This is a genomic window from Reichenbachiella sp. (assembly GCF_033344935.1).
Taxonomy (GTDB): domain Bacteria; phylum Bacteroidota; class Bacteroidia; order Cytophagales; family Cyclobacteriaceae; genus Reichenbachiella.
The window spans coordinates 4157151-4169517 of record NZ_JAWPMM010000001.1; the positions used below are offsets into that span (position 1 = coordinate 4157151).

The 12367-nt window shown below is 41.7% G+C and carries 11 protein-coding genes; 1 reads left to right on the top strand and 10 read right to left on the bottom strand.

The features are described 5' to 3' along the window. Positions 1-159: 159 nt before the first annotated feature. From R8N23_RS17900 to R8N23_RS17920, 5 genes are all read right to left on the bottom strand, one after another. The gene (locus tag R8N23_RS17900) at positions 160-2751 is read right to left on the bottom strand and encodes a T9SS type A sorting domain-containing protein (RefSeq protein ID WP_318172971.1); all 2592 of its coding nucleotides are present in this window, start codon (positions 2749-2751) and stop codon (positions 160-162) included. A gap of 1 nt (position 2752) precedes the next feature. Beyond that, a complete protein-coding gene (locus R8N23_RS17905) occupies positions 2753-5686 on the bottom strand; it encodes a G8 domain-containing protein (RefSeq protein ID WP_318172972.1) in 2934 nt (977 codons plus the stop codon). A gap of 44 nt (positions 5687-5730) precedes the next feature. Then, complete coding sequence (locus R8N23_RS17910; protein WP_318172973.1) at positions 5731-6087, bottom strand: T9SS type A sorting domain-containing protein; 357 nt, start codon at positions 6085-6087, stop codon at positions 5731-5733. Positions 6088-6261: 174 nt separating this feature from the next. After that, positions 6262-8049 carry a tetratricopeptide repeat protein gene (locus R8N23_RS17915; RefSeq protein ID WP_318172974.1) on the bottom strand — a complete coding sequence of 596 codons (1788 nt, stop codon included), beginning with the start codon at positions 8047-8049 and terminating at the stop codon, positions 6262-6264. 109 nt (positions 8050-8158) lie between these two features. Then, positions 8159-8302 carry a DUF5522 domain-containing protein gene (locus tag R8N23_RS17920; protein ID WP_412071668.1) on the bottom strand — a complete coding sequence of 48 codons (144 nt, stop codon included), beginning with the start codon at positions 8300-8302 and terminating at the stop codon, positions 8159-8161. A 136-nt stretch (positions 8303-8438) separates the two neighbouring features. Between R8N23_RS17920 and rocD the strand changes: the two genes are divergently transcribed. After that, positions 8439-9674, top strand: coding sequence for an ornithine--oxo-acid transaminase (gene rocD, locus R8N23_RS17925; RefSeq protein WP_318172976.1), 1236 nt, complete (start codon positions 8439-8441; stop codon positions 9672-9674). Between the two features lie 56 nt (positions 9675-9730). Here rocD and R8N23_RS17930 read toward each other — a convergent pair whose 3' ends face one another. From R8N23_RS17930 to R8N23_RS17950, 5 genes are all read right to left on the bottom strand, one after another. After that, positions 9731-10147 carry a CBS domain-containing protein gene (locus tag R8N23_RS17930; RefSeq protein ID WP_318172977.1) on the bottom strand — a complete coding sequence of 139 codons (417 nt, stop codon included), beginning with the start codon at positions 10145-10147 and terminating at the stop codon, positions 9731-9733. Between the two features lie 102 nt (positions 10148-10249). Beyond that, positions 10250-10708 (bottom strand): carboxymuconolactone decarboxylase family protein, encoded by a 459-nt coding sequence (locus R8N23_RS17935; protein WP_318172978.1) that lies wholly within the window; start codon positions 10706-10708, stop codon positions 10250-10252. A 78-nt stretch (positions 10709-10786) separates the two neighbouring features. Next, positions 10787-11371: a Crp/Fnr family transcriptional regulator gene (locus R8N23_RS17940; protein WP_318172979.1), complete on the bottom strand. Its 585-nt coding sequence runs from the start codon at positions 11369-11371 to the stop codon at positions 10787-10789. After that, on the bottom strand, positions 11368-11994 hold the full coding sequence (locus tag R8N23_RS17945; protein ID WP_318172980.1) for a 7-cyano-7-deazaguanine synthase: 627 nt from the start codon (positions 11992-11994) through the stop codon (positions 11368-11370). Before R8N23_RS17945 ends, R8N23_RS17940 begins: the two co-directional genes overlap by 4 nt. 50 nt (positions 11995-12044) lie before the next feature. Then, positions 12045-12365, bottom strand: a complete 321-nt coding sequence (locus R8N23_RS17950; protein WP_318172981.1) for a DUF721 domain-containing protein — start codon at positions 12363-12365, stop codon at positions 12045-12047. Positions 12366-12367 lie beyond the last annotated feature (2 nt).

The window sequence follows — 12367 nt, forward strand, 5'->3', positions numbered from 1 at the left end:
ATTAATGGTTCAATGAAATTCGACCGCTAAATTAGACATTAGTCAAAACATTCATCTATCAATTGGCACATGAATCTGGTTCAATCGCACGGTGTCGTGAAAACAAAAAAGGAGCTACTCTCATAGCTCCCATTGCACTTTGTTCAATCAATTGTGCGATTACCTCTCGATAAGGATTTTGGTTGTTGTGATATTTTCTTGCTCAATGACCTTCATCAAATAGACACCTGGCTTCCAGGTACTTACATCTATACTTGCCTGTCTATCCAAATTATAATCCAACATTTTTATTCCATTGATCGAATAGATGCTAAGTCTCGCTTGAGAGGGATTTCCATTTTGAACATGCACCCAATGTTTTGTGGGATTGGGGAAAACCCGGATCCCATCTACCGAATCATCTACTGATAATAAGGTATTTACAGGCGTATCCGGTTCGCTCACCACGAAGGAGCGCTGAATCGATGTAGCCGGATTATAAGTGTCATTTCCTGGCTGACTCGCTTCGATGGTTACGGTACCCGTTCCTGTAAGAGTTACCGTCATTCCGGAAAGGGTAGCCGGCCCATCAATAATGGAAAAACTCACCAATAAACTTGAAGATGAAGTAGCCTCCAAATCGAATGGCTCATCCCCTACCTCACGGTCAGAAAGTTCGTTGAAGGTAATTTCCTGCGATTGTTTAGCTGGGTCAAGCACTTTAAAAGAAACTGTCTTTTCGGCAGCTTCATACACGTCGTTACCAGCCTGGGATATTTTTATAAAGACAATTCCAGAAACTCCAGTAAGTGTCACTTGTCCGGTTTGATCTACGCTCGCCGGCCCAGAAGTTACCGAGTAAGTCAATGGAAGTCCACTACTCACCGAAGCACTCAAATTGAAGGAAGGATCTCCGATCATTTTATCCTCAAATGACTCCATGGAAATATATTGTGAAAGTTTGTCTGCCAGACTGGGAGCAGCCCAAACCACCAGATTTCTAACAATTTGTCCATAAGTGCTGGTAGCCTCCATATTCTCTCTCCTTTCACCCAATGCGATATAAGCGACTTTGCCTACCATACCATCTTCATCACCATCAAAATATTGGGTAAACCCAGCCTGTCGAGTTTGTGAGGCACTTCCAATCGGGGGAGGCGCATTATTGGAAAATAATGGTGTCAAATGATTAACTCCTCTTCCAATAGGAATGTCTCCGCTATAATCAAAATTAATGTACAGCTCGTCGTACACTTCGAAGTGAGGAAGGGTAGAAAATGAACCATTCGCTGCGGCAGGCAAAGGATCATCATTCCATGAGGTCATATCAGGGTACAAGGCAACATCATCAAAAGTCACCCCATAAGTAGATACAAAATGCCCATGATCTGTGGCATACATATCAAAAGTAGCCAGATTAGCTGCCCAGCCAGAATTAGAGGACTCTGCACCAAATAGGTTGGAAACGAGCACATCTTTGTTCTGACCATTATCTTGATCATTATATAGCGCATGATGCAAACCGACCACGCCACCTCCGTCGTCTGCAAAGGTCACAATAGCTTGAAGCATTTCATCCGTGATATAGTTCGACCAATGCTTAAAGAATACCACCACATCATAGTCTTTTAAATAAGCGAGTACTTCCGCTTCATTGCTTGCATTGAATACTAAAGTCCCAGTCACATCCAGGTGGTCAGTAGTAATATTCAAGTCATCCTCAGTTCCGTTGGCATTGAGTAGTGCCAATAGGTGTGTATAGTCTGCTGGCAGATTGTCTCCTCCTCCATGATTGCAAGGCACGTCATTCTCTTTGTTACCCGGGCCACAATTGCCAGCATCAATGGCTCCTCCATGTAGAATCAAGGTTTTTACTGCCGTTTCTTTTCTGGTTTGACTTGGATAAGTATCAATGATGTTCAAAAAAGTACGGGCCGCATGCGCTACGGTCTGTGGAAACCAGTCTCTGGTCGTAATGATGCGATAATCTCCTGTCCCATCGTCATTAAGTGAACTATGAGGACTAGCTATTGTCACTCGGTCATCCGGATTGTAGGTTACACCCAAATTTTCGAGGGTTTCGCCTGTTGGCTCTCCTGGGCCTTCAGGGAAGCCTGCTGAAATTTGTCCTTTCAGCAGGCTAAAACCTAAAACTTCATGCCCGGAACCACTAGTGTCCGGAATTCTCCAAAATGCAGGGATGCTGGCCCCGTGACATTGAGCCATCACCGGCTTGCCTTGGAGCAAAGCTTCGATGGCCAAATCATTCAAATGTGTTGCTGTGTTTTCTATAACCGTTGCAGAGAGTTCGCGTGCGTCTGTTCCTTGTGATGCATAGGCTCCATCCACTCTATAGTCGAGCGACCCGGTTCCACCAACCACTACGATTCCGATATACCCGTCGATGGATTCTACGTCTAATAGACTCCCTGTGGTATTGTCCGAAGCCGGAACGGTATTGTATGTTTCATTCCAAGCCTGCCCGAACATACCGTTGAATTGGGATTGAAAATCAGAATAATTACTCGTTTCATGCGCATTGGCGGCGGCCGGAATATCTGCATAGTGTTCAGTCATGTAAATGGAGAAATCCATCGTTGAAGCACTACGTACATCTACCTCATGACCGGCAGCTTCTAGTGCAGCCTTCATCACAATATACTCCGAATAATAGGTCTGTTCGTGTGAAACAAACATCAAAACCTTATCCGCCCAAACGACAGACGATGATAATAAAAGCGCTGTTAATAGAATTTTAGATAAATGCTTCATTTTAATTTTCAGGTCTAATTAACAATTGCATGGTTTCATTAGTTGTACGCTCCCAGCCGGTGTCGTATTGATTTTCTTCCCATTTACCTCCTCTAAGTTTTATCCATACCCGATGGTTGGCTTTGTCTTGCCACCAGGATTCTCCTGAAGAATTAACTACATCAGTCAAAGAATTTAGTTCGGAATAGTAGGTATAGTTATTAGCATTCCTTTCTTGTTGCCAACGAACGACCGGATCTATGCTTCCATCGAACTGAACACCAATGACTTGGGTATCCGATGTTTCTTTCATCTGCTCTACTTCCATTAGAAAGTCCGTTGGGTTGGTTTCGCCCGGGAAGGTGAGCACGTACAAACCATCTGGTGTAGTGGCAAAATCCCTCATATGCTGAAGTGTCCAATTGGGTTGTGCAGCATCGACATCCCAGGTAGCCACCACCGAATTCAGATCCAAATCATCTGGTTCATACCTATCCACATGGATCGCCATGATGTCCTGATCCGGAGACGTAAGCGGTGGAGTATATCCAACTCCATGGAGCACAAAAGCAGCAAAGCCATAAAATGGGCCTGCTACACTCACACCTCCTGCTATTTCTGTACCCAGTTCTACAGTATGAACCGTTTTGCCATGCGTAAGAAAAGGATCATCATACACAAAATAATTGCCCTCTGGCCCCCAAAAACCATAAGGGTCATACAAAGCACTCGCCAACGTGAAATAACTATCTGTGGATTGAAGTTTCACTCCGGGGTGAGAATTGATAAAAGTGTTATTGGTGTTTCGCATCATGCCCATGTCTACTGCGCGGAGATAGTAGTCGTCGGAGGCAAATACCCCCGCTCGGTCATGTTCTGTAACTTCGAAATTGACTAAAATATTATTTTTCATGCTGAACGCACTATGATAAGTAGCAAAAGCCGTAGGTGCTGAAGAAGCATTGAACTGAAAATCAGCAATGTCAGGCCGGCCAGTGCCATTCATCATATAGTTGAGACTGGTACCTACAATCAAACCTCTTTCAATCACACCTTCGGCTCCCGAGCCGGCAAAAAAACGTCCGCAGTTGTCAGCAGACACAAATTCAATCATATCCGTCCAAACACCTCGATCCCAGGAGCCATTATCCATATTCTTCCAGGTATGGAATCTAGCCAAGGTAAATCGTCTCAGGCTTTCGGTATTTCCATTGTCTGCCCGGCCATCCGTACTAGACCAATATTGAAGAGGAAAAGTGTTACCATCTTCGTCGTTTTGAGGATCATCCAAATGGAGACCATCGTTTTTATTGGAATGGGCGGTATTGCCATCAAAGGTGCCGAATAGTATTCTATTGGGCCTAATCAATTGGCCATCACTAGCCAGCACCTCAGCACTAGGACCAAAAGGTCGGTCAGGAAAAGCCAGCCAATACCCAAAGGTTTGACAATCTGCTGCAGCATTGTTTGTTACTGTATTGTCTGGATTGGCTATCCAAAAGCCTGACGAACCGAAGCTACCCACTTCATGCTCCATCAGCTGAGAACCATATTCAGGATTTCTGACATGCAGCACCAGATTGCCATCGATCGTGTTTCTTCGTTCTACTGCGTCTTCGGTAAAAACTCCATGACCTCGAGTATCATAGACAATATTATCTCTGACCTCGACGCCGTTGGTGCCATGTATCACAATGCCTCGATTGGCCGAAGAGTTGATAGTATTTTTATTAAAGTATTGTCCAGTGGCATCTGAAAGCGTAGCAGTACCTTCATAACTCAGCATGTGCCAATGAAAGGGATATCTTCTGAATCTACCTGCCTGTCCGGCTCGTTTAAATTCAACCCCTTCGATGAATGCCTTGCCACTTGGCATAATCATCGTGTGCACACCAAACCCTTCGTTCTTCCATAAGTTATCATCCGGTGCCTGGATAACAATATTTCGAGTCAAATTTCCTACCTCCGCACGCTCGTCAAGGATCAAAGGTGTAGTCGTGGATTCAGTATCGGCCACTGGTGGAGAAACCGTACCTGAAGGAGAAAGGCTGAGTCCATCTGCTACAGGATATTGCAATAGTCCCCACCTTTGGGCATTCAATGGGTCGGCCAGACCCAATTGCCCCCCACTCACGCTGGTGAGGCTGATTCGCTGAGTGACCGAAGCTCCAAATCCTGCTTCGTAATAATCCGTCGGGGCAACCACAATTTCATCTCCTGTTGTCCAGTCCACACTCTCTATCAATGATAGTGAAGTAGATCCTGATGCAGCGTGCGCATTAATTTTTGTCCAGATGACATCAGGAGCAACTCCATGAAGCTCAAGATATCCGCCCATTACCATGATGCCTCGTGTTCCCATCCCCATTCGACTGGCCTCTGTATCAGTATCATTAAGTGTGATGGTAGCTTTTTGCTGGAAAGGTTGGTTTGGCGAACCGATTTTAAAAGTTCCTTCTACGACAATCCATTCGCTGGTCAATTCAAGATCTTGGGTATCAAATTGTAGCGCTCCTTTTATTGTCAGTCCGCCTAGGTTGGGTGTGTCTTCATCCAGCAATACATAATGGCCAGCTGGTATCACAACTTCATCGCCGGCCTGAGGTTTGGTACCTTCCCAGGTGGCAGCATCCGACCACAACATGACATCATCTATCCCTAGTACCTGAATAGTTTCGCTATAGTGGGGGCTTTCACAACCGGCCTCAATTATTTCTGCTCTGAAATAAACCGGCAACTCATTAATTGTGGCTTTGTAGCTACCACCGATGGCTCCAGTAATATCAGACCATGTGTTCAGCTCTGTTGATTGTTGCCATTGGATGGTTCCTCTATAAGTATCAGCCTGTAGATCTACCTGATCGCCGGATTCAACCAGGATGGCCTGTTGGCCCCATAAGGAGGTAGTGATCATTGTCGCACAAAACGCCCACAAAATTATTACTATATTTTTCATGGCTATGTCTTTTAGAAAGCTGGAAGTTTGTTTGTCCAATGCACTCACTTGATCCTGATCTTAACCATGTCAGAGGTTTTTTCATTGTTCAAATGGAGGATGTACATCCCCTTAGGTAACCCTTCAATATCTACTTCTTGCTTCCTGCCCAGTAGTTGATCATTTCGAAGCGTGCGTCCATGCATGTCGATCAATCTGAAATGTGCCCTTTCCAGGTCGGTTTGAATGGTGAATGTGGCTGAAGTTGGATTAGGGAATACTTGGAAGTAGGGAGAGTGCTCTATGCTAGCTACGACCGGGCAACCAGCAGCTTGACCTACAGATACGGTAACCGAATGAACTGTTTGGCTAAAGCAATAGCTACTGATAAGCATGAATAAAGTAGTAATATGCGTCTTCATATTCGCGTTATTTTAACGAATCAAATATGAGACGAAAGCCAACTGAATTGCTAATTTATGTGGTATACAAAGGGTCTACAACTGTAATTGCTTCGATAAATAGGCTTATCAAGTCCATGAATGCTGTGATCTGATGGACATAAAAATCACAGGATAAAGATGGTTCGAGCTAATTTAACTTTTTGACATACTAGAATCATTCATTTCCAGCTTTGAGATATAAGAATTCAAATCCTGCTCTTCTTCTAGTTGCAGCTTTTTCTTCAATCGATATCTCGCCATCTTCACACTTTTTGACTCAATATTCAACAGAGTGGCAATTTCACTGTTGGCCAACTTCATTCTCAACAATGCGCAAAGTCTAATTTCACTTTGTGTCAAATCATTGTGATAAGATTTTAAAACATCAAAAAATTGAGCATGGACATCGCTAAAATAGTTATTGAAGTTGTCCCAGTCTTTTTCCTGAGCCTTGTTGATAGAAATGATGTTCTTAATTTTTTGCTTGCCAGCACCATCCAGTTCTTTGAGTTGTTGCTCTATTTCCTCTATTCCATTTTTATGATGAATCATTTGGAGCGTATGAGCAGACAACTGCGCATGTTTTTTTTCAAGTTCTAATTGAAGTGCTGATTTTTCTTCCTCCAATTTGGCTTGTTTGAGATGCGCTCTGGATCTAAAATTCACAAAGGCCAGAAACGCTATCAATGCCAACGAAACAATACCCACCATGAGTGATATTAACTTATACTGATGTACTTGATTTTCTGCATTCAGTGCGTCTATTTCATGCTGCTTTTTAAGGGTCTCAAATTTGATCCTCTGATCAGTTATGGCATCGTCTCTTCTTTCTCGCGTGATCGAATCGGTATATGTCATAGACATAGAGGCATATTCATAGGCTTTTTCGAAGTTTCGTTGCTTTGCTAGCACCAAACTCAAAAATTCGCTAGACTCAGCTATATACTGTCGATACTTAACCCTCTTTGCCTCTCTTAGCCCAATTTCACTAAAGTACCTAGCGCTATCGAGCATATTCAGTCCAAAATAATTTTTTCCTAGTTCGGTATAGACTGGAGGTATAGAGCGATTTCGTAACCCCTTGGTAGCACGAGCTTTTTGTAAATATTCAATGGCCAGCCGATGCTCCTTCTTTTGATAATAAATATTACTCAAGTTAATTGCAGAAGTAGCCTGTCCTTTTTCTGAATTTTCATTTACTGCAATCTCGTATGCCTTTTTGTAATAATACAAGGCACTATCAACCATGAGCTGTAAATTATATACGCCTCCTACGCCAATATAAGGACTGTGATCATTTCTTCCATCTTTATGTTCCATAGCTTTACGATAGAAACTAATAGCCTTATCGTAGCTACCTTGCCGCATATACACATTGGCTATATTATGGAGCTCAATATCTACTTTATGGCCCAGACCATTTTGCAGTTTATTTTCATACGCCTTGGTATACCATTTCAAGGCTGTGGAATAATCCCCTTGCATACCAAAACTCAGCCCAATTTCAGTCAGGCAGTTACTTTCGTATTTAACAGAATCACATGACTTTAAAATTGGAATAGCTAATAAATAATAAGATTTGGCTTTAATATATTCTGCCTCTCTAAGATGTACTTTGCCCAAATACCAAGTTCCAAAACCTTTTTCAAAAGAACGGTCATCCAATTCAGAAACAGCCTTATTTAGAATTTGTTTTGCTGTATCTCTTTCACCCAAATTGCAGTAGGCAGCACCAACATATACCAATGATCTATTTATAGATACTGGTGAGTTTTTCTGTTTTGCGATGGAGTAAGCTCGGTTTGACCACCACAAGGCACTATCTCTGTTGAGTCTTCCTAAGTGTGCTTTTGTGAGTGCTTCTTCAAATTGCAATGATTGAGCAATGGGATATAATGGGATAGATAATAAAAAAAGTAGTAAATAAGCATTCTTATTCATAATTACAGGCGAAAAGTAGTGTGTGGATTACTTAATTAAAGAATGCGCGGTTCGAAGTTAGTGAAATTATTTCTTCGTGCCTGCAGGTTGGTCTACTAGCTACTAATCTCTATACTTTCTTTTTAAATCCGTAGGGACAATGTTTGCATCCATTTTTACAACAATATCCCCTTTTAAGATGATAGGCAGCGGTAAAGACCATCAGGCCTTGCTCATTGAAGTAATAATCTGGTGAATCGTTCGATTCTGACAGCTGACCGTTGTTTTTATCGCTCAAAGCAAAAGAGTTTCTGTTGTGTTATTCGAAATGCTTTTCGTAATTTTGAGCGAAATTAATGAGTTCTAAACAAAGAACTCATTTTTGTTTGAACAACCCAAAATATACAATCATGGTCAGAGAATTAACTAGCGAACAGGCTATCGCCTTAGAAGATAAGTACGGCGCACACAACTATCATCCACTACCAGTGGTATTGTCTCGTGGAGAAGGCGTACATGTGTGGGATTTGGAAGGCAAGAAATACTATGATTTTCTTTCCGCCTATTCAGCTGTCAACCAAGGACACTGTCATCCAAAAATAGTAGGTGCCTTAACCGAGCAAGCCAAAACTTTGACCTTGACCTCAAGAGCGTTTTACAATGATGCCTTGGGAGAATACGAAAAGTTCATGTCTGACTTCTTCGGATTCGATAAGATATTACCTATGAATACAGGTGCTGAGGCAGTAGAAACTGCCATTAAGCTTTGTAGAAAATGGGCTTATGAGGTAAAAGGCACACCAGAAAATGAGGCCAAAATCATCGTAGCTGAAGATAACTTCCACGGTCGTACGACTACCATCATTTCATTCTCAAATGATGAAGTAGCACAAAAGAATTTTGGACCCTATACAGGTGGATTTATCAAAGTCCCTCACAACGACATTGATGCCTTGAAAGAAGCCTTGAAGGATCCCAATGTCGCTGGCTTCTTGGTAGAGCCTATTCAAGGTGAGGCAGGTGTATTCGTGCCGGATGAAGGTTATTTAACAGCCGCTCAAGAAGCATGTACTGCCGCTAACGCTTTGTTTATTGCAGATGAAGTACAAACTGGTATTGCCAGAACGGGGAAACTACTAGCTGTTGATCACGAAAACTTGAAGCCTGACATGCTCATATTGGGTAAAGCGCTTTCAGGTGGTGTTTATCCTGTATCCGCTGTAATGGCAGACAACCGCATCATGGATGTCATCAAGCCAGGCCAGCACGGCTCTACCTTTGGTGGAAACCCAATTGCTGCGAAAGTCGCAATGGCTGCCCTTGAAGTAGTGAAAGAAGAAAAATTGGCGGAAAATTCTCAGAAACTTGGAGAACTTTTTAGAGAGCGAATGAACAAATTCATCGAAACTACTGACTTGGTAAAATTGGTAAGAGGAAAAGGCCTGTTGAATGCCATCATCATCAATGATACCCCTGATAGCTCTACGGCTTGGGATATTTGTGTGGCCCTGAAAGAAAATGGCTTGTTGGCCAAGCCGACGCATGGCAATATCATCCGTTTCGCTCCTCCTTTAGTGATGACAGAAGAGCAATTACATGATTGTTGTGATATCATCGAAAAAACTATTAGGGAGTTTAAAAAGTAATCTCTAGCTGAATGCATGAAAAAGGCTTTGTATGGATTATACACAGCCTTTTTTTGTTAGGCATTCAAAAAGTATTTGATAATGTCTGTGGTCGTGACTATCCCCACCGTTTTACCTTCTGCCAAAACCGGCAAAGCATGAAACTCATGCTCAGTAAATATCTGAGCAGCTTCGCGAATGGTCTGGTCATGACCGATGATCACAGGATCATGTTTCATCACCTGATTGATCGATAACATATCAAATATGGCTTGATCTGCATCTCCTTGTTCTTCTCCAAAAGTATTTCCAAAACTTATTCTTAATATGTCTGTTTGGCTAATAATCCCAACCAGCTCATTGTTGGATAATACCGGCAAATGACGAAAATGATTCTTAGCAAATATTTCATTCACCTCGTGCAAGGTGCTGTTGATATCAATGGTAGAAACGTCCTTGGTCATTATTGTTGAAATGTGCTCTCTCTTTTTCATGATCTTGACTTTTTATTTCATTATGAAATTAGAGAAAGTACCCTCACCTTTTGACGGCCTAGGTCAGTTCTGAAAGTGATTTATGTCAACAATTTCGCCCCATTAAGCAAACTGTCCAACCACATATTCACCAGCTCTAGTTTTAAAAGCCTTCATGAATCGATTCCAACAGTTGATTCTTACAATGGCTAATGTCAAGGCAGCAATTTGATCCTGGCTGAAAAACTTTTCTAGTGGTTCATAGACGCTCTCTTCGATGTCATGTTCTGAAAGTAGCGTAACAGCTTCGGCATAGGCCAACACAGCTTTTTCTTTTTTCGAAAACAGCTCTGTTTCATTCCAGGCTGATATCATGCTCAACCTTACGGTAGATTCGCCGGCTGCTACTGCTTCTTTGAAGTGCATATCCAAACAAAAAGCACAACCATTGATTTGTGAAACACGATAATCAACTAACATAAGTAGATCCTTTTCCAAGCCTGCGGTATCTAGATATCCACCCATTTGGTATAGACCATTGTACAATCCATCGGGGGTGTTTTGAAAACTTATTCTTTCCATTTCTATTCGATTTAAAAGTAATAATTGATTTATTTATTCAAATCTCCGAATAGAATTGGTCCAATTTCTTAATGTAGTTTAAGAACGACTTTTAGCCTTTTTCTTTCTGATTTTACTCAGAAATTCTGGTGTAAAGCCTAAGTATGAGGCCAACATGTATTGAGGGACGCGCTGAGTAAAACTTGGGTTATGCTCAAAGAAAGTATCGTACATTTCTTCACCAGAAAGGTTGAACATGTACTGAATACGTCGTTGATCTGCGATATGTCTTTTTTCAAGAATAGTTCTGAAATAGGTACTTAAAGCTGGAGATTGAGTAGTTATTCGGTCAAAATCGGATTTGCTCAATCTTAGAACTGTACAATCCTCAATGGCCTGAATATTGAGCTGCGAAATATTTTGATTAATAAAACTGTCATAGTCCGTCATCCACCAATCCTCAAGGGCAAAATTTACAATCTGCTCGGCACCTTTGTTGTTTACAAAATAAGAGCGCATACAACCTGAGAGGATAAAATATTTATAATGACAAGTATGTCCAGCAGTCAATAAATGATCCTTCTTTTTGAATTCCTTTTTTGACAAAGCAGCCTCAATCAACCGTAGATCCGAATCAACCGCCTGACTAAATTTATGGATATGATCAAACAAACGATTAATCATATCTTTTTAAATTCTTGCATCTCTTGACAAGTGCTGCATTTTCCACAGGGTTTGGCCAACTCCTCCTCATAAATCGGTCTTCTACACCACCATGTGGCCACTCTAACATCTTCGGGTAAAAAATCCCAAATCTCCCTTTTTGTGAAGTTGACAACTGGAAAGATATACTCTGCGGGCTTGTGCTGTTCTAAACTCAGCGAAGACTTAAAAATGGCTTGCGCTCTTTGCATTCTTCTATTGAAATTTTCACCCCCGCTTGCTACGTCCGTTTTTGTCCGACCCATTGCCACATACTGCACATCTGGTCTGGCCGCGCAAATTTGCGAAGCTGTAAAAGCACATACATCCATATCCATTGGAAATCGATTCGATTTCAATACAGCAAACCCCCTGGTATCAAAAGTGCTTTGAGAAAAGATAAAAGACGCTTCTTTTTTATAATAATTGAGAATACTCTTCACAGCACCCAATTCGGCCATGGCTCTGTTTTCTCGGTTCCAAATATGGATATGATGAATGATCAGTGAATGTGACTTGTATTTTTCGTTTGTCACTAGCTCATGTAATACGCCGGAGGAATCTACTCCTCCAGAAAACATGCAAAGAATCTTAGGTTTCGTCACGAATTACTGAATTCAATTTTCAAATTCAATTTAATCAAATTTAAAATTGATCAAACAAACAGCACATCCTTAACTACTGTTTTTCCAAACTCTTTTTCTAAAAGCTCCAAAACCTTGTATCTAGATTGATTGAGCTCATGTTTGAGTGGTGCGGAATTGAGTGTGACGATAAGGATATTGTTTCTGACTTCTAACTTGGAGGTTCGATTAGCTATGGCTTTGCCCATGATCTTATTCCAGGTCGCCACCAAGGTAGTCTGATCAAACTTTTTACTCAGGTTGTAAGATTTGAGCATGGCATCAATTACATCTTTGACCGTTGCGGTGTCTTGATTTCTGATACTTGCAGCATGTGGCTTTCTTTTGGCCATAC

What these genes read in the sequence shown, in the direction of transcription:
- R8N23_RS17910 (WP_318172973.1), bottom strand. Translation starts at nt 6,087, where the DNA reads ATGAAGACGCATATTACTACTTTATTCATGCTTATCAGTAGCTATTGC.
- R8N23_RS17915 (WP_318172974.1), bottom strand. Translation starts at nt 8,049, where the DNA reads ATGAATAAGAATGCTTATTTACTACTTTTTTTATTATCTATCCCATTA.
- R8N23_RS17930 (WP_318172977.1), bottom strand. Translation starts at nt 10,147, where the DNA reads ATGAAAAAGAGAGAGCACATTTCAACAATAATGACCAAGGACGTTTCT.
- R8N23_RS17940 (WP_318172979.1), bottom strand. Translation starts at nt 11,371, where the DNA reads ATGATTAATCGTTTGTTTGATCATATCCATAAATTTAGTCAGGCGGTT.
- rocD (WP_318172976.1), top strand. Translation starts at nt 8,439, where the DNA reads ATGGTCAGAGAATTAACTAGCGAACAGGCTATCGCCTTAGAAGATAAG.
- R8N23_RS17935 (WP_318172978.1), bottom strand. Translation starts at nt 10,708, where the DNA reads ATGGAAAGAATAAGTTTTCAAAACACCCCCGATGGATTGTACAATGGT.
- R8N23_RS17905 (WP_318172972.1), bottom strand. Translation starts at nt 5,686, where the DNA reads ATGAAAAATATAGTAATAATTTTGTGGGCGTTTTGTGCGACAATGATC.
- R8N23_RS17950 (WP_318172981.1), bottom strand. Translation starts at nt 12,365, where the DNA reads ATGGCCAAAAGAAAGCCACATGCTGCAAGTATCAGAAATCAAGACACC.
- R8N23_RS17900 (WP_318172971.1), bottom strand. Translation starts at nt 2,751, where the DNA reads ATGAAGCATTTATCTAAAATTCTATTAACAGCGCTTTTATTATCATCG.